This is a genomic window from Streptomyces sp. NPDC021212, from assembly GCF_044332925.1.
GTDB lineage: Bacteria > Actinomycetota > Actinomycetes > Streptomycetales > Streptomycetaceae > Streptomyces.
Genome location: NZ_JBIRPZ010000009.1, coordinates 137,925 through 164,910 on the forward strand (window position 1 = coordinate 137,925; position 26,986 = coordinate 164,910).

Annotated in this window: 23 protein-coding genes and 3 tRNA genes; 21 read left to right on the forward strand and 5 right to left on the reverse strand. The window is 69.0% G+C overall.

What is annotated here, in order from left to right; all coding sequences use genetic code 11:
- Positions 1–303 precede the first annotated feature (303 nt).
- Positions 304–1,512, reverse strand: coding sequence for an amidohydrolase family protein (locus ACH4SI_RS24660; RefSeq protein ID WP_398299059.1), 1,209 nt, complete (start codon positions 1,510–1,512; stop codon positions 304–306).
- 167 nt (positions 1,513–1,679) lie between these two features.
- On the opposite strand from ACH4SI_RS24660, the gene ACH4SI_RS24665 reads away from it, so the two are divergent.
- Both ACH4SI_RS24665 and ACH4SI_RS24670 read left to right on the forward strand, forming a co-directional pair.
- Positions 1,680–2,498 carry a DUF1206 domain-containing protein gene (locus tag ACH4SI_RS24665; RefSeq protein WP_398299496.1) on the forward strand — a complete coding sequence of 273 codons (819 nt, stop codon included), beginning with the start codon at positions 1,680–1,682 and terminating at the stop codon, positions 2,496–2,498.
- 60 nt (positions 2,499–2,558) lie between these two features.
- The gene (locus ACH4SI_RS24670; protein WP_398299062.1) at positions 2,559–2,990 is read left to right on the forward strand and encodes a DUF3574 domain-containing protein; all 432 of its coding nucleotides are present in this window, start codon (positions 2,559–2,561) and stop codon (positions 2,988–2,990) included.
- Between the two features lie 110 nt (positions 2,991–3,100).
- Here ACH4SI_RS24670 and ACH4SI_RS24675 read toward each other — a convergent pair whose 3' ends face one another.
- Entirely contained in the window at positions 3,101–3,766 is a 666-nt protein-coding gene (locus ACH4SI_RS24675; protein WP_398299064.1) for an NAD(P)H-binding protein, read from the reverse strand.
- A 24-nt stretch (positions 3,767–3,790) separates the two neighbouring features.
- A complete protein-coding gene (locus ACH4SI_RS24680; protein WP_398299066.1) occupies positions 3,791–5,086 on the reverse strand; it encodes a hydrolase in 1,296 nt (431 codons plus the stop codon).
- A gap of 187 nt (positions 5,087–5,273) precedes the next feature.
- On the opposite strand from ACH4SI_RS24680, the gene ACH4SI_RS24685 reads away from it, so the two are divergent.
- From ACH4SI_RS24685 to ACH4SI_RS24710, 6 genes are all read left to right on the forward strand, one after another.
- A tRNA-Thr gene (locus tag ACH4SI_RS24685) sits at positions 5,274–5,346 on the forward strand.
- Positions 5,347–5,400: 54 nt separating this feature from the next.
- A tRNA-Met gene (locus tag ACH4SI_RS24690) sits at positions 5,401–5,473 on the forward strand.
- A 90-nt stretch (positions 5,474–5,563) separates the two neighbouring features.
- Positions 5,564–5,728: a 50S ribosomal protein L33 gene (gene rpmG / locus ACH4SI_RS24695; RefSeq protein ID WP_009715907.1), complete on the forward strand. Its 165-nt coding sequence runs from the start codon at positions 5,564–5,566 to the stop codon at positions 5,726–5,728.
- An 85-nt stretch (positions 5,729–5,813) separates the two neighbouring features.
- Positions 5,814–6,278, forward strand: a complete 465-nt coding sequence (locus ACH4SI_RS24700; RefSeq protein ID WP_398299068.1) for a MaoC family dehydratase N-terminal domain-containing protein — start codon at positions 5,814–5,816, stop codon at positions 6,276–6,278.
- Positions 6,275–6,709, forward strand: a complete 435-nt coding sequence (locus ACH4SI_RS24705; RefSeq protein ID WP_398299070.1) for a MaoC family dehydratase — start codon at positions 6,275–6,277, stop codon at positions 6,707–6,709. Before ACH4SI_RS24700 ends, ACH4SI_RS24705 begins: the two co-directional genes overlap by 4 nt.
- Before the next feature lie 62 nt (positions 6,710–6,771).
- A complete protein-coding gene (locus ACH4SI_RS24710) occupies positions 6,772–7,827 on the forward strand; it encodes a UDP-N-acetylmuramate dehydrogenase (RefSeq protein ID WP_398299072.1) in 1,056 nt (351 codons plus the stop codon).
- Positions 7,828–7,851: 24 nt separating this feature from the next.
- On the opposite strand, the gene ACH4SI_RS24715 is transcribed toward ACH4SI_RS24710, so the two are convergent.
- Together ACH4SI_RS24715 and ACH4SI_RS24720 are read right to left on the reverse strand one after the other, a co-directional pair.
- Positions 7,852–8,862: an adenosine deaminase gene (locus ACH4SI_RS24715; protein WP_398299074.1), complete on the reverse strand. Its 1,011-nt coding sequence runs from the start codon at positions 8,860–8,862 to the stop codon at positions 7,852–7,854.
- 138 nt (positions 8,863–9,000) lie between these two features.
- A complete protein-coding gene (locus ACH4SI_RS24720; protein WP_398299076.1) occupies positions 9,001–10,239 on the reverse strand; it encodes a pyridoxal phosphate-dependent aminotransferase in 1,239 nt (412 codons plus the stop codon).
- A 218-nt stretch (positions 10,240–10,457) separates the two neighbouring features.
- On the opposite strand from ACH4SI_RS24720, the gene ACH4SI_RS24725 reads away from it, so the two are divergent.
- From ACH4SI_RS24725 to fusA, 13 genes are all read left to right on the forward strand, one after another.
- A tRNA-Trp gene (locus ACH4SI_RS24725) sits at positions 10,458–10,530 on the forward strand.
- 109 nt (positions 10,531–10,639) lie between these two features.
- Positions 10,640–10,933, forward strand: coding sequence for a preprotein translocase subunit SecE (gene secE, locus ACH4SI_RS24730; protein WP_009715901.1), 294 nt, complete (start codon positions 10,640–10,642; stop codon positions 10,931–10,933).
- Positions 10,934–11,012: 79 nt separating this feature from the next.
- Complete coding sequence (nusG, locus tag ACH4SI_RS24735) at positions 11,013–11,843, forward strand: transcription termination/antitermination protein NusG (RefSeq protein WP_398299079.1); 831 nt, start codon at positions 11,013–11,015, stop codon at positions 11,841–11,843.
- 166 nt (positions 11,844–12,009) lie between these two features.
- A complete protein-coding gene (rplK, locus tag ACH4SI_RS24740) occupies positions 12,010–12,444 on the forward strand; it encodes a 50S ribosomal protein L11 (protein ID WP_009715899.1) in 435 nt (144 codons plus the stop codon).
- An 80-nt stretch (positions 12,445–12,524) separates the two neighbouring features.
- The gene (gene rplA / locus ACH4SI_RS24745) at positions 12,525–13,244 is read left to right on the forward strand and encodes a 50S ribosomal protein L1 (RefSeq protein ID WP_398299081.1); all 720 of its coding nucleotides are present in this window, start codon (positions 12,525–12,527) and stop codon (positions 13,242–13,244) included.
- 185 nt (positions 13,245–13,429) lie between these two features.
- A complete protein-coding gene (locus ACH4SI_RS24750; RefSeq protein WP_398299083.1) occupies positions 13,430–14,281 on the forward strand; it encodes a hypothetical protein in 852 nt (283 codons plus the stop codon).
- Between the two features lie 285 nt (positions 14,282–14,566).
- Entirely contained in the window at positions 14,567–15,130 is a 564-nt protein-coding gene (gene rplJ / locus ACH4SI_RS24755) for a 50S ribosomal protein L10 (protein ID WP_398299085.1), read from the forward strand.
- 84 nt (positions 15,131–15,214) lie between these two features.
- Positions 15,215–15,604, forward strand: coding sequence for a 50S ribosomal protein L7/L12 (gene rplL, locus ACH4SI_RS24760; RefSeq protein ID WP_398299087.1), 390 nt, complete (start codon positions 15,215–15,217; stop codon positions 15,602–15,604).
- Between the two features lie 561 nt (positions 15,605–16,165).
- Positions 16,166–19,648, forward strand: coding sequence for a DNA-directed RNA polymerase subunit beta (rpoB, locus tag ACH4SI_RS24765; RefSeq protein WP_398299089.1), 3,483 nt, complete (start codon positions 16,166–16,168; stop codon positions 19,646–19,648).
- Positions 19,649–19,746: 98 nt separating this feature from the next.
- Entirely contained in the window at positions 19,747–23,646 is a 3,900-nt protein-coding gene (locus ACH4SI_RS24770) for a DNA-directed RNA polymerase subunit beta' (protein ID WP_398299091.1), read from the forward strand.
- A 317-nt stretch (positions 23,647–23,963) separates the two neighbouring features.
- On the forward strand, positions 23,964–24,335 hold the full coding sequence (rpsL, locus tag ACH4SI_RS24775; protein WP_014054153.1) for a 30S ribosomal protein S12: 372 nt from the start codon (positions 23,964–23,966) through the stop codon (positions 24,333–24,335).
- Positions 24,336–24,337: 2 nt separating this feature from the next.
- On the forward strand, positions 24,338–24,808 hold the full coding sequence (gene rpsG / locus ACH4SI_RS24780) for a 30S ribosomal protein S7 (RefSeq protein WP_014178748.1): 471 nt from the start codon (positions 24,338–24,340) through the stop codon (positions 24,806–24,808).
- A 39-nt stretch (positions 24,809–24,847) separates the two neighbouring features.
- Positions 24,848–26,968: an elongation factor G gene (fusA, locus tag ACH4SI_RS24785; RefSeq protein ID WP_398299093.1), complete on the forward strand. Its 2,121-nt coding sequence runs from the start codon at positions 24,848–24,850 to the stop codon at positions 26,966–26,968.
- The last annotated feature ends 18 nt before the right edge of the window (positions 26,969–26,986 follow it).

A 26,986-nucleotide genomic window follows, 5' to 3' on the forward strand; every position in this document is an offset into this window, starting at 1 on the left:
CAGGATCGCAACGCAACAGCGCAGCCGATCGCGGCGCCTTGGCGGGCCATCGGCCCGGGTCCCTGACGGCCGCCGCGTCGACCACCGAACCGCCCCTCCCGCGATCCGCACCCGAACGGGGGGGTGCGGATCGGCACCGCCCCACCGTTCGGCTCCGGTCCCCGCGTGGGGAGGGACCGGCGCCGAACGCCGTGGGGTGCGGATGTGACCGACGCTCAGGCATGAACCGATCTCATGACCGCGGCCCCGGATAGGCAAGGGGGGCGGCCGGGATTCGCGCCATGATGGCCGAAATCGACCTGCTTACGCCGTCCGGTCGTTGTCGAAGTCCAGCTCCAGCATCCGGATCGCGTTGCCGCGCAGGATCTTGTACGTGGTCTCCGGCGACAGCCCCGCGACGTGCTCGGCCGCGATCCGCTTCGTGTGCGGCCAGGTGGAGTCCACGTGCGGGTAGTCGGTCTCGAACGTGGCGTTGTCCACCCCGACCGTGTCGAGCGAGGCGACGCCGTGCCGGTCGCGGAAGAAGCAGCAGTAGATCTGCCGGTAGTAGTACGTGGACGGCGGCTCGGGTACGAGGTCCCGTACGCCGCCCCACGCCCGGTGCTCCTCCCAGACGTCGTCCGCGCGCTCCAGGGCGTAGGGGATCCAGCCCATCTGGCCCTCGGCGTACGCGAGCTTCAGTCGTGGGAACCTCACCAGGACGCCGCTGAAGAGGAAGTCCATCATCGAGGCCATGGCGTTGTTGAAGCTCAACGCCGCCTGGACGGCGGGCGGGGCGTCGGGGGAGGCGGCGGGCATCTGCGAGGACGAGCCGATGTGCATGCACACGACCGTCCCCGTCGCCTCGCACTCGGCGAAGAACGGGTCCCAGTAGCCGCTGTGGATGCTCGGCAGGCCGAGGTACGTCGGGATCTCGCTGAACGTCACCGCGCGCACGCCCCGCGCCGCGTTCCGCCGGATCTCCGCCACGGCCAGCCCGACGTCCCACAGCGGGATCAGGCACAGCGGGATCAGCCGCCCGCCGCTGTCACCGCACCACTCCTCGACCATCCAGTCGTTGTACGCCCGCACGCACGCCAGCCCGACCTCCTTGTCGCCGGCCTCGGCGAAGGTCTGGCCGCAGAAGCGGGGGAAGGTCGGGAAGCACAGCGACGCCTCGACGTGGTTCATCTCCATGTCGGCGATCCGGGCCTTGGGGTCCCAGCAGCCGCGGCGCATCTGCTCGCGGGTGATGCCCTCCAGGGTCATCTCGTCCCGCGAGAAGCCGACGGCCGCGATGATCCGCTTGTACGGGAACAGGGCGCCCTCGTACTCCCACCAGTCCGTGAGCGGACCGTCCGGATCGGTCGTGATGCGGTATTTGCCGCCGATGTACGCCAGTTCCCCGATGCCGGCCGTGAGCGGCTTCGGGCCGCGGTCGCGGTGCTTGACCGGGAGCCAGGTCTCGAAGAGATGGGCGGGCTCGATCACATGGTCGTCCACGCTGATGACCATGGGCAGCTCGGTCGTCATGGCGCCATCTCCCCACGTTGATCTGACGGTCCGTCAGGTTTAGGGTAGAGGTGATCGCCTCAGGCAACAAGAGAGGGCCGCGCCCGTTTCCGCGGGGCCGTCCGGGGCAAACGCCGCACAGGCTGCGTTGGCCGGACGTCGGGAGGCAAACGGTGAACGCATCGTCGATCGCACGTGGGCTGGGGCCGGCGGCGCGCACCCGCCCCCCGCACCGGGCCATCGAGACCGCGGCCCGCGGCGGCCTCACCGCCCGCGGCGTCCTCTACCTGCTCGTCGGCGTCCTCGCGCTGCGCATCGCCTTCGGCGACGGCGGCGAACAAGCCGACCGGAGCGGGGCCCTCCAGATGCTCGCCCACCAGCCGTTCGGCGCTGCCCTGGTCTGGGCCGTCGGGGCCGGTCTGGTCTGCATGGCGCTGTGGCGACTGTCCGAGGCGGCCTTCGGCGCGGCCGGACCGGACGGCCGCAAGGCCACCAAACGGCTCGCCGGCGCGGCCCGCGCGGTCTTCTACGCCTTCGTCGCCTCCTCCGTGCTCGCCTTCGCGGCCGGGGAACACGGCAGCGGCTCCAGCGACCGCCAGTCACAGGACGTCACGGCCCGCGCGCTCGGCCTGCCGGAGGGACGGTGGCTGGTCGGCCTGGGCGGCGCGGTGATCGCCGTGGCCGGGGTGTGGATCGCCGTACGGGCCCTGCTGCGCACCTTCCGCAAGCACCTGGCGCTCTCCGGGATGCCCCGCCGGGCCGAGCGCGCCGTGGAGGCGCTGGGCGTATGCGGAGGGGTGGCGCGCGGCACCGTGTTCGCGGCGGCGGGCGGCTTCGCGGTCTCCGCCGCCGTACGGTACGACCCGGACCGGGCCAAGGGCGTCGACGACACCCTCCGCACCTTCGCGGCGACCTCGGCCGGGCCGTGGCTGCTGGCCGCGGTCGCGGCGGGGCTGGCGCTGTTCGGCGTGTTCTCCTTCGCCATGGCCCGCTGGCGCCGCGTCTGATCCCTCCGCGCACCCCGATGCGCCCTGTCGCGGCGCCCCGGCGCCCGGGACGATCACACCATGACCCCTAGCGCCCGCATCGCCGCCGCGGTGGCGACCGTCACCCTGGCCGCCACCCCCGCCGCGCTGGCCGACGCGCCCGCCCCGGCCCCGGCCCATGGCGCGCCGTACGTCGAAACCCGCCTCCTCTTCGGCACCGAGCGCCCCGACGGCGGCCCGCCCGTCACCGAGAAGCAGTTCCTGGCCTTCGTGGACCGCCAGATCACCCCGCGCTTCCCGGCCGGCCTCACCATCCAGGACGGCCGCGGCCAGTGGCGCGACCGCAACGGCACGATCGAGCGGGAGCGCTCGTACGAGGTCACCCTGCTCTACCCGGCCCCCGAGGCCGAGTCCCGCAACCCCCGCATCGAACGCATCCGCACCGCTTACGAACGGCGCTTCGCCCAGGAGTCGGTGGCCAGGGCGGACACCCCGACCCGGGTCGACTTCTAGCGCACACGAACCGAACGCCGGGGCCGCTCCCGCACCCGCTCGGCGCCCGCCATGGGCGCCGGGACCGGGCAGGGAACCGGGGCCGCGCACCCCGCATCGTCTCCCCGTTCTCAGCCACCGGCGGCGATCGTTCGCACCGCCTCCGCCACCGGCGTGGTGCCGCCCACGAGTTCCACGGTGCGGCCCGCCGTGCGGGGTTCGTCGAGGAGGGCGGCCAGGACGGCGGCCACGTCGTCGCGGGTCACCTCGGCCCGGCCCGTGTGCTCGGCCAGGTTCACCAGGCCCGTGCCCGGGTCGTCGGTGAGGCGGCCCGGGCGCAGCACGGTCCAGTCGAGGGCGGTGCGGGCCCGTACGTCGTCGTCCGCGGCGCCCTTCGCGCGCAGGTAGGCGGCGAAGACCGGGTCCGTGCCGGGCGCGGGCTCGTGGTCCGCGCCCATCGCGGACACGGTGAGGAACCGCCGTACACCCGCCCGCTCGGCCGCGTCCGCGAAGAGCGCCGAGGCCCCGCGGTCGACGGTGTCCTTGCGGGCGGCCCCGCTGCCGGGGCCCGCACCGGCGGCGAAGACGGCGGCGTCGGCGCCCTCCAGGTGCTTGGCCACGTCGTCCACGGAGGCCGATTCGAGGTCGCAGACGACCGGTTCGGCACCGGCCGCCAGCAGGTCGCCCGCCTGTTCCGGCTTGCGGATGATGCCCGCCACTTCGTCGCCGCGCGCGGAGAGCAGCCGCTCCAGCCGCAGCGCGATCTGTCCATGTCCACCAGCGATGACAATGCGCATGATCCCGACCGTACGCCGGTCCGGCTATGGCTGCGCGGGCCGGGACTGGCGGGGGAGGTCGAGGGCGACCGCGGCGGCCGAGTCGCAGTACTCCCGTACCGCGCTGGTGCGGGCGACCACCCGGCCGTCGTGCACCACGACCCGGCTGTACGCGAGCGACAGCACGCCCGCGAGCCCGTCGCCGCGCACCGCCAGCAGCTCGGCGGGGAACCCCGCCTCCACGCGCACCTCGGGCAGCCCCAGCGCGGCCCGGGCCCGGGCGCAGACCGCGTCGTAGGCGTCCGCGGGCCCCAGTTCGCCCCGGGAGGCCAGCAGGTAGGCGGCCTCCAAGGGGTCGCCGCGGCCCACGGGGTTGACGGTGTCGCGCAGGGCGCCGCTCCCGGCGGCGACCCGGACGCCCGCGGCCCGCAGCAGCCGCACCGGCGCGCAGCCGGCCACGCGCGCCCCCTGCTCACCCCGGTCCTCCCGCCCGACGCAGTCGCCCTGGGGCAGGCAGACCACGGTGACGCCCGCGGCCGCGAGCCGGTCGGCGGTCCGCGCCGCGATGTCCCGGGGCAGCCGGGCCAGCCCGCCGCAGGGGCCGATGGTGACGCCGGGCCGCAGGCCCCCGGCCATCGCCGCGAGCCGGGCGAGCCGGGCCGGGTCGTCGCCGTCCGTGTGGAGGTCGACGGCGCAGCCGTGGCGGGCGGCGAGGTCGAGGACGGCCTCGGCGTGACCGCTCGGGTCGGGGTCGAGGTCGGGGCAGCCTCCGATCACGGAGGCGCCCATCCGTACGGCGTCCCGCAGCATCGCGAGCCCGTCCGCCCCGGCCGCGCCGGTCAGCACGCGCGGCACCGCGACCGCGCCGAGGTCGATGAGCCCGCGGAGGCTGTGCCGGGCCTCCAGGACGGCCTCCAGGGAGCGCAGGCCGTGCACCCCGCCGATCCGCACATGGGTGCGCACGGCGGTCGCCCCGTGGCCGAGGTGCAGCAGGGCGGCCTCGGTGGTGCGGCGCTGGACGTCCTCGGCGGTGTGCGGGACGGGGCCCGCGATGTCGGCCGTCAGGGCGGTGTCGCAGTGCGCGTGCGGCTCGGCGGGGGCGGGGAGCAGCAGGTAGCCGGCGAGGTCGAGCCGCGGCCCGGGGACCAGGCTGCCGGTGGTGCCGACCGCCTCGATCCGCCCGCCGCTGAGCCGCACGTCCACCGTCCGGCCGTCGGCGAGCCGGGCGCCGCCGAGGACCAGCGCGGTGGGCCCGGTCCCGGGACCGGGCCCGGGGGCCGCTCCGCCGTCGTTGCCGGAGGGCTGCTGCTGGTGACTCTCGGGCGGCTGGCTCTCGGGCATCGCACTCCTGGGGCGGGCGCAAGATCACGCGGGGCGACCCGAGCCTAGGACCGCATGGCGGCGGCTTCGCGGAGGAGCCGAATAGTCGTACCGGTGTGGTGCGTGAGCACTCTGTGTCGCACCCACCGACCCTGGGCCGATACGGATTTCACCTTCGGCGGCCGAGCGTGTAATGTCTTCATCGCTCGCCCCAATAGCTCAGTCGGCAGAGCGTCTCCATGGTAAGGAGAAGGTCTACGGTTCGATTCCGTATTGGGGCTCTGATGTGAGGTATCCCGTTCGACTTCGGTCGGACGGGGCCCGGCTCGCATCGAGGCGGTGTAGCTCAGTCGGTAGAGCAAGCGGCTCATAATCGCTGTGTCACCGGTTCAAGTCCGGTCACCGCTACACACAGTAGCCGATTGTGGGGTCGGTCCTCCGGTCGGCTACTCTTTACTGCGTTCTTCATGTCCTATCCGTTCGTCAAGGAGCACTCACGTGGCTGCCACCGACGTCCGCCCGAAGATCACGCTGGCCTGCGTGGAGTGCAAGGAGCGGAACTACATCACCAAGAAGAACCGGCGTAATGACCCGGATCGTCTTGAGATCAAGAAGCACTGCCCGCGTTGCAACGCGCACACCGCGCACCGCGAGACGCGATAGCAATAAGCTCTCATTCGAGGCCGCCCCCCACTAGCGGGGGTGGCCTCGTTTCGTTAGTCGTCAAACAGCAGGAGGTGCCGAGGCGATGGCGCTTGATCCGTCTTTCGTCGGGCGGACCTATCCGCCCACCGACCCGTACGAGGTCGGCAGGGAGAAGATCCGCGAATTCGCCGAATCGATCGGCGAGACCAACCCGGTCTACACCGATCCCGAGGCAGCCAAGGCGCTCGGCTACTCCGATGTGATCGCCCCGCCCACGTTCGTCTTCGCGATCACCTTCAAGGCCGCACGGCACCTGGTGGTCGGGGACCCGCAGCTGGGCCTGGACTTCAACCGGGTGGTGCACGGCGACCAGAAGTTCGCGTACACCCGGCCCATCGAGGCGGCCGACCGCCTCACCGTCGTCACCAGGATCGACGACATCAAGTCGCTCGCGGGCAACGATGTGATCCTGATCAGCGGTGAGGTGCGCGACGCCGCGGGCGAGCACGTGGTGACGGCGATGACGAAACTGGTGGCGCGGGCCGCCGAAGCGGAGGACGCCGGATGACTGCCAAGATCTCGTACGACGCCGTCGAGGTCGGCACCGAACTGCCCGCGCAGACCTTCCCGGTGAACCGCGCCGACCTCATCCGGTACGCCGGCGCGTCCGGCGACTTCAACCCGATCCACTGGAACGAGAAGTTCGCCAAGGAGGTCGGCCTCCCCGACGTCATCGCCCACGGCATGTTCACCATGGCCGAGGCGATCCGCGTGGTGACCGACTGGACCGGCGACCCCGGGGCCGTCGCCGACTACGGCGTGCGCTTCACCAAGCCGGTCGTCGTCCCGAACGACGACAAGGGCGCGCTCATCGAGATCGCCGCCAAGGTCGCCGCCAAGCTGGACGACGAGGCCCGCACGGTCCGGGTGGACATCACGGCGACCAGCGAGGGCCGGAAGGTGCTGGGCATGGCCCGCGCCGTCGTCCGCCTCGCGTAAGTCACTGGGGCCCCCACACGCCCCCGGCAGCGCGCTGGGGGCGCCCCCGTACTCTTGAGCGCGTGCAGGAACTCCATGACGCCCCCCTCGCCCCCCTCACCACCTTCCGCCTCGGCGGCCCGGCCACCCGTCTGATCACGGCCACCACCGACGACGAGGTGATCACCGCGGTCCGCGAGGCCGACGCGAGCGGCACGCCGCTGCTGCTGATCGGCGGCGGCAGCAACCTCGTCATCGCCGACAAGGGCTTCGACGGCACCGCCCTGCACATCGCGACCACCGGCTTCACCCTCGACGGCACCCGGCTGGAGCTGGCCGCGGGCGAGAACTGGTCCGACGCCGTGGCCCGTACGGTCGAGGCGGGCCTCGCCGGTATCGAATGCCTGGCCGGAATCCCCGGCTCCGCGGGCGCGACCCCGATACAGAACGTCGGGGCGTACGGGCAGGAGGTCTCCGCGACCCTCACCGAGGTGGACGCCTACGACCGCCGCACCGACACGGTCGTGACGATCCCCGCCGCCGACTGCGCCTTCTCCTACCGCCACAGCCGCTTCAAGGCCGAGCCGGACCGCCACGTCATCCTGCGGGTCCGCTTCGAGCTGGAGGACGCGGGCGGGCTGTCCGCGCCCATCAAGTACGCCGAGACCGCCCGGGTGCTCGGCGTCGGGGTGGGCGACCGGGTGCCCGCCGACACCGCCCGCCGGACCGTGCTGTCCCTGCGCGCGGGCAAGGGCATGGTGCTCGACCCGGAGGACCACGACACCTGGTCCGCGGGGTCGTTCTTCACCAACCCGGTGCTGACCGAGAGCGCGTACGAAGCCTTCCTGACCCGCGTCGCCGACCGCCTCGGCGCGGACATCGCCCCGCCCGCCTTCCCGGCGGGGGAGGGGCGGATCAAGACCTCCGCCGCCTGGCTGATCGACAAGGCGGGCTTCACCAAGGGCTACGGCACCGGCCCGGCCCGCATCTCCACCAAGCACACCCTCGCGCTCACCAACCGCGGCGAGGCCACCACCGAGGACCTGCTGGCGCTGGCCCGCGAGGTGGTGGCCGGGGTCGAGGAGGCGTTCGGCGTGACGCTGGTCAACGAGCCGGTGACGGTGGGCGTGAGCCTGTAGCCACCTCCGAAAATTCGGAGGTGGCTACGCCAGCCACTCGTCGATCCCCGCCAGCAGCCGCCGCCGTACGTCCTCCGGCGCCGCCGAACCCCGCACCGACTGCCGCGCCAGCTCGGCCAGTTCCTCGTCGCTGAAACCGTGGTGCTCGCGCGCCAGCTGGTACTGGGCCGCCAGCCGCGACCCGAACAGCAGTGGGTCGTCGGCGCCCAGCGCCATCGGCACCCCGGCGTCGTACAGGGTGCGCAGCGGTACGTCCTCGGGCTTCTCGTAGACCCCGAGCGCGACGTTGGAGGACGGGCACACCTCGCAGGTCACCCCGCGGTCGGCCAGCCGGGCGAGCAGCCGCGGGTCCTCGGCCGCGCGCACCCCGTGGCCCACCCGGGACGCGACGAGGTCGTCCAGGCAGTCGCGGACGCTGCCGGGCCCGGACAGCTCGCCGCCGTGCGGGGCGGCCAGCAGCCCGCCGTCCCGGGCGATGGCGAAGGCGCGGTCGAAGTCGCGGGCGAAACCGCGCCGCTCGTCGTTGGAGAGCCCGAAGCCGACCACCCCGCGGTCCGCGAAGCGCACCGCGAGCCGGGCCAGGGTGCGGGCCTCCAGGGGGTGTTTCATCCGGTTCGCGGCGACCAGGACCCGTATCCCGAGCCCGGTGTCCCGGGAGGCGGCGTCCACCGCGTCCAGGATGATCTCCAGCGCGGGGATCAGCCCGCCCAGGCGCGGGGCGTACGAGGTGGGGTCGACCTGGATCTCCAGCCACCCGGAGCCGTCCGCGACGTCCTCCTCGGCGGTCTCGCGCACCAGCCGCCGGATGTCGTCGGGTTCCCGCAGGCAGGACCGGGCGATGTCGTACAGGCGCTGGAAGCGGAACCAGCCGCGCTCATCGGTGGCCCGCAGTCTCGGCGGCTCTCCGCCGCTCAGCGCCTCGGGCAGATGGACGCCGTACTTGTCGGCGAGTTCGAGGAGCGTGCCGGGGCGCATCGAGCCGGTGAAGTGGAGATGCAGATGCGCCTTGGGGAGCAGATGTACATCGCGTGCCATCTGCGAATTTTGCCGTACGTCCGGAGCCGGCGGTACCGCTTTCGCCGAACGTGGGCTTGCCCGCACAGGAATCCGGGTCCGGACGAGAGCGGGCGCCCGGCCACGGCCGGGCGCCCGCTCTCAACAGGGAAGACCCGCTCAGGCGCGGGCCTCAGCCAGCAGCTTCTGGATGCGCGCGATGCCCTCGACGAGGTCCTCGTCGCCCAGCGCGTAGGACAGCCGCAGGTAGCCCGGTGTGCCGAACGCCTCACCCGGCACGACGGCGACCTCGGCCTCCTCCAGGATCAGCGCGGCCAGTTCGACGGTGGTCCCCGGCCGCTTGCCGCGGATCTCCTTGCCGAGCAGCCCCTTCGCCGACGGGTAGGCGTAGAACGCGCCCTCCGGCTCCGGGCACTCGACGCCGTCGATCTCGTTGAGCATGCGCACGATCGTGCGGCGGCGGCGGTCGAACGCCTCGCGCATCGTGGCGACGGCGTCGAGGTCGCCGGAGACGGCGGCCAGGGCGGCGGCCTGCGCGACGTTGCTCACATTGGAGGTGGCGTGCGACTGGAGGTTGGTCGCGGCCTTCACCACGTCCTTGGGGCCGATGATCCAGCCGACCCGCCAGCCGGTCATCGCGTACGTCTTCGCGACACCGTTGACCACGACGCACTTGTCGGCCAGCTCGGGCACGACCACCGGCAGCGAGTGGAACTTCGCGTCGCCGTAGACGAGGTGCTCGTAGATCTCGTCGGTGAGCACCCACAGCCCGTGCTCGGCGGCCCAGCGGCCGATCTCCTCGATCTGCTCACGGCTGTAGACCGCGCCGGTCGGGTTCGACGGCGAGACGAAGACCAGCACCTTGGTGCGCTCGGTGCGGGCCGCCTCCAGCTGCTCGACGGAGACCCGGTAGCCGGTCGTCTCGTCCGCGACGACGTCCACCGGGATACCGCCGGCCAGCCGGATCGACTCCGGGTAGGTGGTCCAGTACGGCGCGGGGACGATGACCTCGTCGCCCGGGTCGACGATCGCGGCGAACGCCTCGTAGATCGCCTGCTTGCCGCCGTTGGTGACCAGGATCTGGGCGGCCTCGACCTCGTAACCGCTGTCGCGCAGCGTCTTCGCGGCGATGGCGGCCTTCAGCTCGGGGAGCCCGCCGGCCGGGGTGTAGCGGTGGAACCGGGGGTCGCGGCAAGCCGCCACCGCCGCCTCGACGACGTAGTCGGGAGTGGGGAAGTCCGGCTCACCGGCGCCGAAGCCGATCACCGGGCGGCCGGCGGCCTTGAGGGCCTTGGCCTTCGCATCGACGGCGAGGGTCGCCGACTCGGAGATGGAACCGATCCGGGCCGACACCCGCCGGTCGGTCGGGGACTGTGCAGGGGGAGTAGCAGCGGTCATGAATGCATCGTTGCAGACGGGCGAAAAGGGCGGTACACGGGTTTAACGAGACTCACACAAGTCGCCCGCCGGGACTCGGCCCGAGGGCACGGGCGCTTCTCGTTCGACGCCCGGCCGTCAAGCACGTACACTCAACCGTCGTTGGCCACCCAACAGACGTATCCGACTCGCACACTCCGTGCAGCGGGATGGATGCGGTAGGTTGGGGGTTGCCGCAAAGGGTCGTAGCTCAATTGGTAGAGCACTGGTCTCCAAAACCAGCGGTTGGGGGTTCAAGTCCCTCCGGCCCTGCTACACGCACTTGATCGACAGGGTGCGTGCATGCGTACGCAAGGACAAGCACCGCTGTGCGGCCGGGCCGGACGCGGCACGGCCACGACCCGGATTCAGGTGAGGACGAGTGACGGAAGCCCTTGGCTCCACCGCGACGCCTGAGAGCGGTCGTCCCGACGAGGACGAGGTGGCGACCAAGAAGGGCCGCCGTGGTGGCAAGCGCGCGAAGAAGGGGCCCTTCGGCCGGCTCGCGCTGTTCTACCGCCAGATCATCGCCGAGCTGCGCAAGGTCGTGTGGCCCACGCGCAGCCAGCTGTCGACGTACACCAGCGTGGTGATCGTCTTCGTGCTGATCATGATCGGCATCGTGACCGTGATTGACTATGGGTTCAACAACGCCATCAAGTACGTCTTTGGCTGAGACCCCGCGGAGGGCGGCCGCGTCCCGGTGGCGCCCCTTCGCACGTTCCACCCCTTGAAGCCAGGAAGAAGCAGCCACCGTGTCTGACCCGAACCTGAACGACGCCGCCGAGCCCGTCGAGTCCCGTGAGGACGAGCTCGACATCGTCGAGGCGGCGGACTCCGACCAGGCTGAAGCCGCCGACGCCGCCGCGGGTGAGCCCGCCGAGACGGCCGCGATCCACGTCGAGGACGAGGACGAGGCCGTCGTCGAGGCCGCTGAGGACGTCGAGGCCGCCGAGGCCGAGGTCGAGGTCGACCCGGTCGAGGCCCTTCGCGAGGAGCTGCGCGGGCTGCCCGGCGAGTGGTACGTGATCCACACCTACGCGGGCTACGAGAAGCGCGTGAAGGCCAACCTGGAGCAGCGCGCCGTCTCGCTGAACGTCGAGGACTTCATCTACCAGGCCGAGGTCCCCGAAGAAGAGATCGTCCAGATCAAGAACGGCGAGCGGAAGAACGTCCGTCAGAACAAGCTCCCCGGCTATGTGCTGGTGCGCATGGACCTGACGAACGAGTCCTGGGGCGTCGTGCGGAACACCCCCGGTGTCACCGGCTTCGTGGGCAACGCCTACGACCCGTACCCGCTGACCCTGGACGAGATCGTCAAGATGCTCGCCCCGGAGGCCGAGGAGAAGGCCGCCAAGGCCACCGCCGAGGAGGGCGGCGCCCCGGCGCCCAGCCGCAAGGTCGAGGTCCAGGTGCTGGACTTCGAGGTGGGCGACTCGGTCACGGTCACCGACGGCCCGTTTGCCACGCTCCAGGCCACGATCAACGAGATCAACGCCGACTCGAAGAAGGTCAAGGGCCTGGTCGAGATCTTCGGCCGGGAGACCCCGGTCGAGCTGAGCTTCGACCAGATCCAGAAGAACTGACGCTTCTTCCCCACCCTTCCGACAGGTCAGACGGGCCCTCCTGGGGCCGGTCTGACCTGCTCGGTTTCAGGCCGCACAGCCATACCCGTTATCGTTGTGCGGTATGCCTCCATCCGGATGACCCGGAGTGGGGGCGGACCACCTCTCACTAAGACCCGGAGAGAGCATGCCTCCCAAGAAGAAGAAGGTCACGGGGCTGATCAAGCTCCAGATCCAGGCCGGTGCCGCGAACCCGGCCCCGCCGGTCGGCCCCGCGCTGGGTCAGCACGGCGTCAACATCATGGAGTTCTGCAAGGCATACAACGCCGCGACCGAGTCGCAGCGCGGCATGGTCGTGCCGGTGGAGATCACGGTCTACGAGGACCGTTCCTTCACCTTCATCACCAAGACTCCGCCGGCCGCGAAGCTGATCCTCAAGGCCGCGGGCGTGGAGAAGGGCTCCGGCGAGCCGCACAAGACCAAGGTCGCCAAGATCACCCGCGACCAGGTCCGCGACATCGCCACCACCAAGATGCCCGACCTGAACGCCAACGACCTGGACGCCGCCGAGAAGATCATCGCCGGCACCGCCCGCTCCATGGGCATCACGGTCGAGGGCTGACAGCCACCCCGTAGCACCACCGTGGCAGGGCCAATGCGCGGTCCGGACCACGACTCCGCACACATACATCAGGAGCAGAGTTGAGCAAGCGCAGCAAGTCCCTCCGCGCTGCGGACGCCAAGATCGACCGGGAGCGCCTGTACGCCCCGCTCGAGGCCGTCCGTCTCGCCAAGGACACCTCCCCGAGCAAGTTCGACGCGACCGTCGAGGTCGCCATGCGCCTGGGCGTCGACCCGCGCAAGGCCGACCAGATGGTCCGCGGCACCGTGAACCTGCCGCACGGCACCGGTAAGACCGCCCGGGTCCTGGTCTTCGCGACCGGTGACCGTGCTGCGGCCGCGGAGGCCGCGGGCGCCGACATCGTCGGCTCCGACGAGCTCATCGACGAGGTGTCCAAGGGCCGCCTGGACTTCGACGCCGTCGTCGCCACCCCGGACCTCATGGGCAAGGTCGGCCGCCTCGGCCGCGTGCTCGGTCCGCGTGGTCTGATGCCGAACCCGAAGACCGGCACCGTCACCCCGGACGTGGCCAAGGCCGTCACGGACATCAAGGGCGGCAAGATCGAGTTCCGCGTCGACAAGCACGCCAACCTGCACTTCATCATCGGCAAGGTGTCGTTCGGTGAGACGCAGCTGGTGGAGAACTACGCCGCGGCGCTCGAGGAGATCAACCGTCTCAAGCCGTCCGCCGCGAAGGGCCGCTACATCAAGAAGGCGAACCTGAGCACGACGATGGGCCCCGGCATCCCGCTGGACGCCAACCGCACCCGCAACCTGCTGGTCGAGGACGAGGCCGTCTGAGCCCTTCCCTGACCGGAACCGCCGGGCCCCCGCCTCTCGTGAAGAGAGGCGGGGGCCCGGCGCGTTGCTGTCGGCGGCCCTCGATAGGGTTCTGATCGACAGTCGTAAAAGAAAAATAAGGGGGAACCGTGCGCGGTACTCATGTGGGCGTGCGTTGCGTGATCGCGGCCTGTGGCATTGTTCTGATGGCCGGACTCACCGCGTGCGGGAGCGACAAGTCCGATGGCGACAAGGCGGGCGGCAACGGCGACAGCGGCGGCCAGTCGGTGGGCAGCCCGCTGGCGGCCCTGAAGCTCGCCTCACAGCGCACGGACGAGCAGCACTCGGCCAAGGTCGACGGCTCCACGCAGATGGGCACCCAGTCCTCCGAGCTGTCCGGCGCCATGGACTGGGCGGACGGCATGAACGCCAACATGACCATCACGCAGAAGGGCGGGGCCATAGCCTCCAGCCCGATCGCGGGCAAGCCCCTCCAGGCGCGGTACACGCCCGACGCGATGTTCATGAACATGGGCGACGAGTTCGCCCAGCAGGCGGGCGGCGGCAAGCACTGGATCAAGTACGACTACGACGCCCTGGCCCAGAAGGCGGGCGCCTCCGGTGCCTTCCTCAAGGACCAGATGCAGAACAACAACCCGTCGCGGTCGGTGCAGCTGCTGATGGCCTCGGGCAAGGTGAAGAAGGTGGGCTCGGAGGACGTCAAGGGCGCAGAGACCACCCACTACACGGGCACGGTCAAGGTCTCCGAGTTGACCAAGATGCAGTCCAAGGACATGAGCCAGTCGGACCTGGACGCGCTGCAGAAGCAGATGGAGCAGTCCGGCATGGAGACCGAGACCATCGATCTGTGGATCGACAGCAAGAACCTGCTGGTCAAGAAGCGTGAGCAGGCCAAGAGCAACAACGGCCCCTACGACTCGACGGTCTTCTACTCGGACTACGGCACCAAGGTCACGGTCCAGGAGCCGTCCTCCTCGGACACCGTGAGCTTCGACCAGATGGCCGGCGGCGCCGGAGCGCAGTCGCCGAGCAGCTGATGCGCCCGTAGCTGATTTGCCCGGCCGCGGCCCGTTCGCGTAATCTGCTGCAGAAGCCAAAGACCGCTGGTTGTCGCTGTGTCTCCGCAAGGGGGTACGGCGGCTGAAGGATCCGCTAGCTGCGGACGACCCGCGCAGGTGACTGTGGTGAGAACTCCCGAACGGGCCGTGGGTCCGTGCGGTCGAGTCACGCCCCGTGCGCCTGCGCCGGGGCGTTTTCGTGTTGTTCAGCCTCCTTCCTTCAGGCCGATGCGGTCCTCATCACCCGGAAGGAGGCCGAGGCTCATGGCGAGTCCCGACAAGGTCGACGCCGTCGACGAGATGCGGGAGAAGTTCAGCACCTCGAACGGCGCCGTTGTGACCGCGTACACCGGTCTCACCGTCGCACAGCTCAAGGAGCTGCGCCGTTCGCTCGGTGAGAACGCCCAGTACCGTGTGGTGAAGAACACGCTGACCAAGATCGCGGCCAACGAGGCCGGGATCAACCAGATCGACGACCTGTTCACAGGTTCGTCGGCCGTCGCCTTCGTGACCGGTGACCCGGTCGAGGCGGCGAAGGGTCTCCGTGACTTCGCCAAGGACAACCCCGCGCTCGTCATCAAGGGCGGTGTCCTTGATGGCAAGGCGCTGTCCGCCGACGACATCAAGAAGCTCGCGGACCTCGAGTCCCGCGAGGTGCTGCTCTCCAAGCTGGCGGGCGCCATGAAGGGCAAGCAGTCCCAGGCTGCCGCGCTCTTCCAGGCCCCGCTCTCGAAGTTCATCCGCACCGCGGAGGCGCTTCGGGCCAAGGTGGACGAGCAGGGCGGTGCCGGCGAGCCGGCTCCCGCCGAGGCCGAGGCCGCCGAGTAACTCGGCCCCGGTCGCAGCGGGCCCGGAAGAAGCCCGCCACCATTTTCATCCGGCACCTGCCGAACTAGTGGAAGGACCGCCATCATGGCGAAGCTCAGCCAGGACGACCTGCTCGCGCAGTTCGAGGAGATGACCCTCATCGAGCTCTCCGAGTTCGTGAAGGCCTTCGAGGAGAAGTTCGACGTCACCGCCGCCGCCCCGGCCGCCGTCGTCGCCCCCGCCGCGGGTGGCGCGGGCGCCGCTGCCGAGGCCGTCGAGGAGCAGGACGAGTTCGACGTCGTCCTCACCGGCGCCGGCGACAAGAAGATCCAGGTCATCAAGGTCGTGCGTGAGCTGACCTCCCTGGGCCTGAAGGAGGCCAAGGACCTCGTCGACGGCACCCCGAAGCCGGTCGTCGAGAAGGTCAGCAAGGAGGCCGCCGAGAAGGCCGCCGAGTCCCTCAAGGCCGCCGGCGCCTCGGTCGAGGTCAAGTGACCCCACGGGTCGGATGACCCGCTGTGCCGCGAGGGCGATCACCCGTTGGGGTGGTCGCCCTTCGGTGTTCTTGGGACGGCTACGCTGACTTTCCGGTTCCGGCAGGTATGGTGATCTTCGTTGCCCGTCGCCACGCCCTGTGACGATCTCGCCGGAGTGGGGGGCCTTGACGAACGGCACGCAGCGCGCAATTCTCGGGACGCGACGTCACACCGATCCGTAAGTCCGAGGCATGGATCGTCGGCGGAGCGGGCAGTATCGATATGCGCCGGCGACGCGCGGGCTGCCGACCAGGCGTATGAAGGACAACGAGGGGCGTGCCCCCTCACCGGAGGGAGAGATTGGCGCTGCCGGTCTCAGAAACTCGGCGCTGGACATCAGTGTGCCAAGTGGCTACACTGACCCTTTGCGCTGCCTGTTAGCTGCTCCCTGCCCGTCACCAGGGGCATACCCACCTTTGAGCACTGCCGATGAAAATACCCTGACCAGGGATTTCATCCATGGGTTCGCGGTGGGACCGGTACGCGCGTAGTGAGTCCGAGCCCTCGGAAGGACCCCCTCTTGGCCGCCTCGCGCAACGCCTCGACTGCCAATACGAACAATGGCGCCAGCACCGCCCCGCTGCGCATCTCCTTTGCGAAGATCAAGGAGCCCCTCGAGGTTCCGAACCTCCTTGCACTGCAGACCGAGAGCTTCGATTGGCTGCTCGGCAATGCCGCCTGGAAGGCTCGCGTCGAGGCTGCGCTGGACAGTGGTCAGGACGTCCCCACCAAGTCCGGTCTGGAAGAGATCTTCGAGGAGATCTCCCCGATCGAGGACTTCTCCGGGTCGATGTCCCTGACCTTCCGTGATCACCGCTTCGAGCCGCCGAAGAACTCGATCGACGAGTGCAAGGAGCGCGACTTCACGTACGCCGCGCCGCTCTTCGTCACCGCCGAGTTCACCAACAACGAGACCGGTGAGATCAAGTCCCAGACGGTCTTCATGGGCGACTTCCCGCTCATGACGCCGAAGGGCACCTTCTGCATCAACGGCACCGAGCGTGTCGTCGTCTCGCAGCTGGTCCGCTCGCCGGGTGTGTACTTCGACTCCTCCATCGACAAGACGTCCGACAAGGACATCTTCTCCGCCAAGATCATCCCGTCCCGGGGTGCCTGGCTGGAGATGGAGATCGACAAGCGCGACATGGTCGGCGTCCGCATCGACCGCAAGCGCAAGCAGTCCGTCACCGTCCTGCTCAAGGCGCTCGGCTGGACCACCGAGCAGATCCTCGAGGAGTTCGGCGAGTACGAGTCCATGCGCGCCACCCTGGAGAAGGACCACACCCAGGGCCAGGACGATGCGCTGCTCGACATCTACCGCAAGCTGCGCCCGGGCGAGCCGCCGACGCGTGAGGCCGCCCAGACGCTGCTGGAGAACCTGTACTTCAACCCGAAGCGCTACGACCTCGCCAAGGTCGGCCGCTACAAGGTCAACAAGAAGCTCGGCGCGGACGCCCCCCTCGACGCCGGCGTGCTGACCACCGACGACGTCATCGCGACCATCAAGTACCTGGTCAAGCTGCACGCCGGGGAGACCGAGACGGCCGGCGAGGCCGGCGACACGATCGTCGTCGAGACCGATGACATCGACCACTTCGGCAACCGCCGCCTGCGGAACGTCGGCGAGCTGATCCAGAACCAGGTCCGCACCGGTCTGGCCCGTATGGAGCGCGTCGTCCGCGAGCGGATGACCACCCAGGACGTCGAGGCGATCACGCCGCAGACCCTGATCAACATCCGGCCGGTCGTCGCCTCCATCAAGGAGTTCTTCGGCACCAGCCAGCTGTCGCAGTTCATGGACCAGACCAACCCGCTGTCGGGTCTGACCCACAAGCGCCGCCTGTCGGCGCTGGGCCCGGGTGGTCTGAGCCGTGAGCGGGCCGGCTTCGAGGTCCGTGACGTGCACCCCTCGCACTACGGCCGCATGTGCCCGATCGAGACGCCGGAAGGCCCGAACATCGGTCTGATCGGCTCGCTCGCCTCGTACGGCCGGGTCAACGCGTTCGGTTTCGTCGAGACCCCGTACCGCAAGGTCCACGAGGGTGTCGTCACCGACAAGGTGGACTTCCTCACCGCCGACGAGGAGGACCGCTTCGTCATCGCCCAGGCGAACGCGCCGCTGGCCGAGGACAACACGTACGCCGAGAACCGCGTCCTGGTCCGCCGCCGTGGTGGCGAGGTCGACTACGTGCCCGGCTCCGAGGTCGACTACATGGACGTCTCGCCGCGCCAGATGGTGTCGGTCGCGACCGCCATGATCCCCTTCCTCGAGCACGACGACGCCAACCGCGCGCTCATGGGCTCGAACATGATGCGCCAGGCCGTGCCGCTGATCAAGGCGGAGTCCCCGCTGGTCGGCACCGGCATGGAGTACCGCTGCGCGGTCGACGCCGGCGACGTCATCAAGGCCGAGAAGGACGGTGTCGTCCAAGAGGTCTCCGCCGACTACGTGACGGTGGCCAACGACGACGGCACCTACACCACCTACCGGATCGCCAAGTTCTCCCGCTCCAACCAGGGCACCTCCTTCAACCAGAAGGTCGTCGTCGACGAGGGCGCGCGCGTCATCACCGGCCAGGTGCTGGCCGACGGCCCGTCCACCGAGGACGGCGAGATGGCGCTCGGCAAGAACCTGCTCGTCGCGTTCATGCCGTGGGAGGGCCACAACTACGAGGACGCGATCATCCTCAGCCAGCGGCTGGTGCAGGACGACGTTCTCTCCTCGATCCACATCGAGGAGCACGAGGTCGACGCCCGGGACACCAAGCTCGGCCCCGAGGAGATCACCCGGGACATCCCGAACGTCTCCGAGGAGGTCCTGGCCGACCTCGACGAGCGCGGCATCATCCGCATCGGCGCCGAGGTCATCGCCGGGGACATCCTGGTCGGCAAGGTCACCCCGAAGGGTGAGACCGAGCTGACCCCGGAGGAGCGCCTGCTGCGCGCGATCTTCGGTGAGAAGGCCCGTGAGGTCCGTGACACCTCGCTGAAGGTGCCGCACGGCGAGACCGGCAAGGTCATCGGCGTCCGCGTCTTCGACCGCGAGGAGGGCGACGAGCTGCCCCCGGGCGTGAACCAGCTGGTCCGCGTCTACGTCGCGCAGAAGCGCAAGATCACCGACGGTGACAAGCTCGCCGGCCGCCACGGCAACAAGGGCGTCATCTCGAAGATCCTGCCGGTCGAGGACATGCCGTTCCTGGAGGACGGCACCCCGGTCGACATCATCCTCAACCCGCTGGGTGTCCCGTCCCGAATGAACCCGGGACAGGTCCTGGAGATCCACCTCGGCTGGCTGGCCTCCCGTGGCTGGAAGGTCGAGGGCTCCGAGGAGTGGATGCAGCGGCTGCAGGCGATCGGCGCGGACGAGGTCCAGCCCGGCACCAACGTCGCGACCCCGGTCTTCGACGGCGCCCGCGAGGACGAGATCGCCGGTCTCTTCGAGTCGACGATCCCGAACCGCGACGGCGACCGCCTGGTCCAGCCCTCCGGTAAGGCCCGGCTCTTCGACGGCCGCTCCGGCGAGCCGTTCCCGGACCCGATCTCGGTCGGCTTCATGTACATCCTCAAGCTGCACCACCTGGTGGACGACAAGCTGCACGCCCGGTCCACCGGCCCGTACTCGATGATCACCCAGCAGCCGCTGGGCGGTAAGGCTCAGTTCGGTGGCCAGCGCTTCGGAGAGATGGAGGTGTGGGCGCTGGAGGCTTACGGCGCCGCGTACGCCCTCCAGGAGCTGCTGACCATCAAGTCCGACGACGTCACCGGCCGCGTGAAGGTCTACGAGGCCATCGTCAAGGGCGAGAACATCCCCGAGCCCGGCATCCCCGAGTCCTTCAAGGTGCTCATCAAGGAGATGCAGTCCCTGTGCCTCAACGTGGAGGTGCTGTCCAGCGACGGCATGTCCATCGAGATGCGCGACACCGACGAGGACGTCTTCCGCGCTGCGGAGGAGCTCGGCATCGACCTGTCGCGGCGCGAGCCGAGCAGCGTCGAAGAGGTCTGACGGGTCTGGCCGGGGCGGCTCGTACGCACCGCCCCGGCCTCTCCCCGGACCCCCAGTCAGACCCGAAGACACGACCCTGAAAGAGGGATTGACGACAAGTGCTCGACGTCAACTTCTTCGACGAGCTGCGGATCGGCCTTGCCACCGCTGACGACATCCGTCAGTGGTCCCACGGCGAGGTCAAGAAGCCGGAGACCATCAACTACCGCACCCTGAAGCCCGAAAAGGACGGACTCTTCTGCGAGAAGATCTTCGGTCCGACCCGGGACTGGGAGTGCTACTGCGGCAAGTACAAGCGCGTCCGCTTCAAGGGCATCATCTGCGAGCGCTGTGGCGTCGAGGTCACCCGCGCCAAGGTGCGCCGTGAGCGGATGGGCCACATCGAGCTGGCCGCACCCGTCACCCACATCTGGTACTTCAAGGGCGTGCCCAGCCGCCTGGGCTACCTGCTCGACCTCGCCCCGAAGGACCTCGAGAAGGTCATCTACTTCGCCGCCTACATGATCACGTGGGTGGACGAGGAGCGCCGTACGCGCGACCTGCCCTCGCTGGAGGCCCACGTCTCCGTCGAGCGTCAGCAGATCGAGCAGCGCCGCGACGCCGACCTGGAGGCCCGTGCCAAGAAGCTCGAGGCGGACCTGGCCGACCTCGAGGCCGAGGGCGCCAAGGCCGATGTGCGCCGCAAGGTGCGCGAGGGCGCCGAGCGCGAGATGAAGCAGCTGCGCGACCGCGCCCAGCGCGAGATCGACCGTCTCGACGAGGTGTGGAACCGCTTCAAGAGCCTCAAGGTCCAGGACCTGGAGGGCGACGAGCTGCTCTACCGCGAGCTGCGTGACCGCTTCGGCACGTACTTCATGGGCGGCATGGGCGCGGCTGCGCTGCAGAAGCGCCTGGAGTCCTTCGACCTCGACGAGGAGGCCGAGAAGCTCCGCGAGATCATCCGGACCGGCAAGGGCCAGAAGAAGACCCGTGCGCTCAAGCGCCTCAAGGTCGTCTCCGCCTTCCTGCAGACCCGCAACAGCCCCAACGGCATGGTGCTGGACTGCATCCCGGTGATCCCGCCGGACCTGCGTCCGATGGTGCAGCTGGACGGTGGCCGCTTCGCGACCTCCGACCTGAACGACCTGTACCGCCGTGTGATCAACCGGAACAACCGCCTCAAGCGTCTCCTTGACCTCGGTGCCCCCGAGATCATCGTGAACAACGAGAAGCGGATGCTGCAGGAGGCCGTCGACGCGCTGTTCGACAACGGCCGCCGCGGCCGCCCGGTGACCGGTCCCGGTAACCGTCCGCTGAAGTCCCTCAGCGACATGCTGAAGGGTAAGCAGGGCCGGTTCCGTCAGAACCTGCTCGGTAAGCGCGTCGACTACTCGGCCCGTTCCGTCATCGTCGTCGGCCCGCAGCTCAAGCTGCACCAGTGCGGTCTGCCCAAGGCCATGGCGCTGGAGCTCTTCAAGCCGTTCGTGATGAAGCGCCTGGTGGACCTCAACCACGCGCAGAACATCAAGTCGGCCAAGCGCATGGTCGAGCGCGGCCGCACGGTCGTGTACGACGTGCTCGAAGAGGTCATCGCCGAGCACCCGGTGCTGCTGAACCGTGCGCCGACCCTGCACCGCCTCGGCATCCAGGCCTTCGAGCCGCAGCTGGTCGAGGGCAAGGCCATTCAGATTCACCCGCTCGTCTGCACCGCGTTCAACGCGGACTTCGACGGTGACCAGATGGCCGTGCACCTGCCGCTGTCCGCGGAGGCCCAGGCCGAGGCCCGCATCCTGATGCTGTCCTCGAACAACATCCTCAAGCCGGCCGACGGCCGGCCGGTGACCATGCCGACCCAGGACATGGTGCTGGGTCTGTTCTTCCTCACCACCGACGAGGAGGAGCGCAAGGTCATCGGCGAGGGCCGGTCCTTCGGCTCCACCGCCGAGGCGATCATGGCGTTCGACGCCCGGGAGCTGTCGCTCCAGGCGAAGATCGACATCCGCTTCCCGATCGGCACCGTCCCGCCCCGCGGCTGGACCCCGCCGGCTCCGGAAGAGGGCGAGCCTGCCTGGCAGCAGGGCGACAGCTTCCGGCTGCGCACCACGCTGGGTCGGGCGCTCTTCAACGAGCTGCTGCCCGAGGACTACCCGTTCGTCGACTACTCGGTGGGCAAGAAGCAGCTCTCCGAGATCGTCAACGACCTCGCCGAGCGCTACCCCAAGGTGATCGTCGCGGCGACGCTGGACAACCTGAAGGCGGCCGGTTTCCACTGGGCCACCCGCTCCGGTGTCACCGTCGCCATCTCCGACATCGTCGTGCCCGAGGCCAAGAAGGCCATCATCACGGGCTACGAGGCGCAGGACGAGAAGGTCCAGAAGCAGTACGAGCGCGGCCTGATCACCAAGGACGAGCGCACCCAGGAACTGATCGCGATCTGGACCAAGGCGACCAACGAGGTCTCCGAGGCGATGAACGCGAACTTCCCGAAGACCAACCCGATCTTCATGATGGTCGACTCGGGCGCGCGTGGAAACATGATGCAGATGCGTCAGATCGCCGGTATGCGTGGTCTGGTGTCCAACGCGAAGAACGAGACCATCCCGCGGCCCATCAAGGCGTCGTTCCGTGAGGGTCTCTCCGTGCTGGAGTACTTCATCTCCACCCACGGTGCCCGTAAGGGTCTCGCGGACACCGCCCTGCGTACCGCCGACTCGGGTTACCTGACCCGTCGTCTGGTGGACGTCTCGCAGGACGTGATCATTCGCGAGGAGGACTGCGGCACCGAGCGCGGCCTCAAGCTCGCGATCGCGTCCACCGGCGCGGACGGCGTGCTGCGCAAGACCGAGGACGTCGAGACCAGCGTGTACGCGCGCTGCCTCGCCGAGGACATCGTCGTGGACGGGAAGGTCCTGGCCCCGGCCGGCACCGACCTGGGCGACGTGCTCATCGACGAGCTGGTCCGGCACGGCGTGGCGACGGTCAAGACCCGCTCGGTGCTCACCTGCGAGTCCGCCGTCGGCACCTGCGCCATGTGCTACGGCCGCTCGCTGGCGACCGGCAAGCTGGTGGACATCGGCGAGGCCGTCGGCATCATCGCCGCCCAGTCCATCGGTGAGCCCGGCACCCAGCTGACGATGCGTACCTTCCACACCGGTGGTGTGGCCGGTGACGACATCACCCAGGGTCTGCCGCGTGTCGTCGAGCTGTTCGAGGCCCGTACGCCCAAGGGCGTCGCGCCGATCTCGGAAGCGGCAGGCCGCGTCCGGATCGAAGAGACCGAGAAGACCAAGAAGCTCGTCGTCACCCCGGACGACGGCTCCGACGAGACCGCCTACGGCGTCTCCAAGCGGGCCCGTCTGCTGGTGGGCGAGGGCGACCACGTCGAGGTCGGCCAGGCGCTGACCGTGGGTGCCACCAACCCGCACGACGTGCTGCGCATCCTCGGCCAGCGCGCCGTCCAGGTGCACCTGGTCGGCGAGGTCCAGAAGGTCTACAACTCGCAGGGTGTGTCGATCCACGACAAGCACATCGAGATCATCATCCGGCAGATGCTGCGCCGGGTCACGATCATCGAGTCCGGCGACGCGGAGCTGCTGCCGGGCGAGCTGGTGGAGCGCACGCGCTTCGAGGGTGAGAACCGTCGTGTGGTCCAGGAAGGCGGCCACCCGGCCTCCGGCCGTCCGCAGCTGATGGGTATCACCAAGGCCTCGCTGGCGACCGAGTCCTGGCTGTCGGCGGCGTCCTTCCAGGAGACGACCCGGGTGCTCACCGACGCGGCGATCAACGCCAAGTCGGACTCCCTGATCGGCCTCAAGGAGAACGTCATCATCGGTAAGCTCATCCCGGCCGGTACGGGCCTGTCCCGCTACCGCAACATCCGGGTCGAGCCCACCGAGGAGGCGAAGGCCGCGATGTACTCGGCCGTCGGCTACGACGACATCGACTACTCGCCCTTCGGCACCGGCTCCGGCCAGGCGGTCCCGCTGGAGGACTACGACTACGGTCCGTACAACCAGTAAGCACTGGATCTGTTCGCAGGGCGGTCACCCCATGGCGGGGTGGCCGCCCTGCGGCTATGCTCCGGGTTGGTGTGTCCAGCGCGTGTGCATTTGTTTTGACCGGAGCCGATGCGGTAGGTACGCTCTGACCTTGTGCCTGGGGTGTCCCTGGGCTCCCGTATGCGCCAAGCGCGACGGGGGGCCGAGGTGTCGACACCAACAATCTGCACTCTCCTGACATTCGCAGGGGGCTGCGGTGCGCGACACACCCGACCGCGTGGGTCGGAGAAACCCCAGGTTAGCTTTATCGAGATCGGCACACAGAAACCGGAGAAACGGTGCCTACGATCCAGCAGCTGGTCCGCAAGGGCCGCCAGGACAAGGTCGAGAAGAACAAGACTCCCGCACTGGCGGGGTCGCCGCAGCGTCGTGGCACGTGCACCCGCGTGTTCACCACGACGCCGAAGAAGCCGAACTCGGCGCTCCGTAAGGTCGCGCGTGTCCGGCTGAGCAGTGGGATCGAGGTCACCGCCTATGTCCCGGGTGAGGGTCACAACCTGCAGGAGCACTCCATCGTGCTCGTGCGCGGCGGTCGAGTGAAGGACCTGCCGGGTGTTCGCTACAAGATCATCCGCGGCTCCCTCGACACGCAGGGCGTCAAGAACCGCAAGCAGGCTCGCAGCCGCTACGGCGCCAAGAAGGAGAAGTAAGAATGCCTCGTAAGGGTCCCGCCCCGAAGCGCCCGGTCATCATCGACCCGGTTTACAACTCTCCTCTGGTGACGTCCCTCATCAACAAGGTCCTGCTGAACGGCAAGCGCTCCACCGCCGAGCGCATTGTCTACGGCGCCATGGAGGGCCTGCGTGAGAAGTCCGGCAACGACCCGGTCATCACGCTCAAGCGCGCGCTGGAGAACGTGAAGCCGACCCTCGAGGTCCGCTCCCGCCGTGTCGGTGGCGCCACCTACCAGGTGCCGGTCGAGGTTCGCCCCGGCCGCTCCTCCACCCTCGCGCTGCGCTGGCTCGTGGGCTACTCCCGCGCCCGTCGCGAGAAGACCATGACCGAGCGGCTGATGAACGAGCTGCTGGACGCCAGCAACGGTCTGGGCGCCTCCGTCAAGCGTCGCGAGGACACCCACAAGATGGCCGAGTCCAACAAGGCCTTCGCGCACTACCGCTGGTAGTCGCTACCCCATCGAGATCCGAGAGAAGACTGAAGCCTTATGGCTACCACTTCACTTGACCTGGCCAAGGTCCGCAATATTGGGATCATGGCCCACATCGACGCGGGCAAGACGACGACCACCGAGCGGATCCTGTTCTACACCGGTGTGAGCTACAAGATCGGTGAAGTCCACGACGGCGCTGCCACGATGGACTGGATGGAGCAGGAGCAGGAGCGCGGCATCACGATCACGTCGGCCGCGACGACCTGTCACTGGCCGCTCGAGGACACCGATCACACGATCAACATCATTGACACCCCGGGCCACGTCGACTTCACGGTCGAGGTGGAGCGTTCGCTGCGCGTCCTCGACGGTGCCGTGACGGTGTTCGACGGTGTGGCCGGCGTGGAGCCGCAGTCCGAGACCGTGTGGCGTCAGGCGGACCGCTACGGCGTGCCGCGCATCTGCTTCGTCAACAAGCTCGACCGCACCGGTGCCGAGTTCCACCGCTGCGTCGACATGATCACGGACCGCCTGGGCGCGGTGCCGCTGGTCATGCAGCTGCCGATCGGCACCGAGGCCGACTTCAAGGGCGTCATCGACCTCGTCACCATGAAGGCGCTGGTCTGGAACCTCGAAGCGACCAAGGGCGAGATGTACGACACCGTCGACATCCCGGACACCCACGCCGAGGCCGCCGACGAGTGGCGCGGCAAGCTGCTGGAGTCCGTCGCCGAGAACGACGAAGAGATGATGGAGCTGTACCTGGAGGGCGAGGAGCCCTCCGTGGAGCAGCTGTACGCGGCGATCCGCCGCATCACCATCGCCTCCGGCAAGGGCGGCGGCACCACCGTCACCCCCGTGTTCTGCGGCACCGCGTTCAAGAACAAGGGCGTGCAGCCCCTGCTCGACGCGGTCGTCCGGTACCTGCCGTCGCCGATCGACATCGAGGCGATCGAGGGCCACTCGGTCAAGGACCCCGACGAGGTCATCAAGCGTCGTCCGACCGAGGACGAGCCGCTGTCGGCGCTGGCGTTCAAGATCGCGAGCGACCCGCACCTCGGCAAGCTCACCTTCATCCGGGTGTACTCGGGCCGCATGACGGCCGGCACGCAGGTGCTGAACTCGGTGAAGGGCAAGAAGGAGCGCATCGGCAAGATCTACCGGATGCACGCGAACAAGCGTGAGGAGATCGAGTCGGTGGGTGCCGGTGACATCGTCGCCGTCATGGGTCTGAAGCAGACCACCACCGGTGAGACCCTCTGCGACTCGTCGAACCCGGTGATCCTCGAGTCCATGGACTTCCCGGCCCCGGTCATCGAGGTGGCCATCGAGCCGAAGTCCAAGGGCGACCAGGAGAAGCTGGCCGTCGCGATCCAGCGGCTTGCCGAGGAGGACCCGTCCTTCCGCGTCAAGACCGACGAGGAGACCGGCCAGACCATCATCGCCGGTATGGGTGAGCTTCACCTCGACGTGCTGGTCGACCGCATGAAGCGCGAGTTCAAGGTCGAGGCCAACGTCGGTAAGCCGCAGGTGGCCTACCGCGAGACGCTGCGCAAGGCGGTCGAGCGGTACGACTACACGCACAAGAAGCAGACTGGTGGTTCCGGCCAGTTCGCCAAGGTGCAGATCGCGCTGGAGCCGCTCGAGGGCGACGGCTACGAGTTCGAGAACAAGGTCACCGGTGGCCGCATCCCGCGGGAGTACATCCCGTCCGTGGACGCGGGCTGCCAGGAGGCCATGGAGTTCGGCGTGCTCGCCGGCTACCCGCTGACCGGCGTCAAGGTCGTGCTTCTCGACGGTGGCTACCACGAGGTCGACTCCTCCGAGATGGCGTTCAAGATCGCCGGTTCGATGGCCTTCAAGGAGGCCGCCCGCAAGGCCAGCCCGGCCCTGCTCGAGCCGATGATGAAGGTGGAGGTCACGACGCCCGAGGACTACATGGGCGACGTGATCGGCGACATCAACTCCCGCCGTGGTCAGATCCAGTCCATGGAGGACCGTAGCGGCGCCAAGCTGGTGATCGGTCTGGTCCCGCTGTCGGAGATGTTCGGCTACGTGGGCGACCTGCGCAGCAAGACCTCTGGCCGCGCCAGCTACTCCATGCAGTTCGACTCCTACGCCGAGGTTCCCCGGAACGTCGCCGAGGAGATCATCGCGAAGGCCAAGGGCGAGTAAGGCGGGTTCATCCGCATT

Excerpts from the sequence above, each read along its gene's own strand:
- ACH4SI_RS24660 (WP_398299059.1), bottom strand. The coding sequence starts at position 1,512 with ATGACGACCGAGCTGCCCATGGTCATCAGCGTGGACGACCATGTGATC.
- ACH4SI_RS24670 (WP_398299062.1), top strand. The coding sequence starts at position 2,559 with ATGACCCCTAGCGCCCGCATCGCCGCCGCGGTGGCGACCGTCACCCTG.
- ACH4SI_RS24675 (WP_398299064.1), bottom strand. The coding sequence starts at position 3,766 with ATGCGCATTGTCATCGCTGGTGGACATGGACAGATCGCGCTGCGGCTG.
- ACH4SI_RS24680 (WP_398299066.1), bottom strand. The coding sequence starts at position 5,086 with ATGCCCGAGAGCCAGCCGCCCGAGAGTCACCAGCAGCAGCCCTCCGGC.
- ACH4SI_RS24700 (WP_398299068.1), top strand. The coding sequence starts at position 5,814 with ATGGCGCTTGATCCGTCTTTCGTCGGGCGGACCTATCCGCCCACCGAC.
- ACH4SI_RS24705 (WP_398299070.1), top strand. The coding sequence starts at position 6,275 with ATGACTGCCAAGATCTCGTACGACGCCGTCGAGGTCGGCACCGAACTG.
- ACH4SI_RS24715 (WP_398299074.1), bottom strand. The coding sequence starts at position 8,862 with ATGGCACGCGATGTACATCTGCTCCCCAAGGCGCATCTGCATCTCCAC.
- ACH4SI_RS24720 (WP_398299076.1), bottom strand. The coding sequence starts at position 10,239 with ATGACCGCTGCTACTCCCCCTGCACAGTCCCCGACCGACCGGCGGGTG.
- rplK (WP_009715899.1), top strand. The coding sequence starts at position 12,010 with ATGCCTCCCAAGAAGAAGAAGGTCACGGGGCTGATCAAGCTCCAGATC.
- ACH4SI_RS24750 (WP_398299083.1), top strand. The coding sequence starts at position 13,430 with ATGGCCGGACTCACCGCGTGCGGGAGCGACAAGTCCGATGGCGACAAG.
- rplJ (WP_398299085.1), top strand. The coding sequence starts at position 14,567 with ATGGCGAGTCCCGACAAGGTCGACGCCGTCGACGAGATGCGGGAGAAG.
- rplL (WP_398299087.1), top strand. The coding sequence starts at position 15,215 with ATGGCGAAGCTCAGCCAGGACGACCTGCTCGCGCAGTTCGAGGAGATG.
- rpsG (WP_014178748.1), top strand. The coding sequence starts at position 24,338 with ATGCCTCGTAAGGGTCCCGCCCCGAAGCGCCCGGTCATCATCGACCCG.
- fusA (WP_398299093.1), top strand. The coding sequence starts at position 24,848 with ATGGCTACCACTTCACTTGACCTGGCCAAGGTCCGCAATATTGGGATC.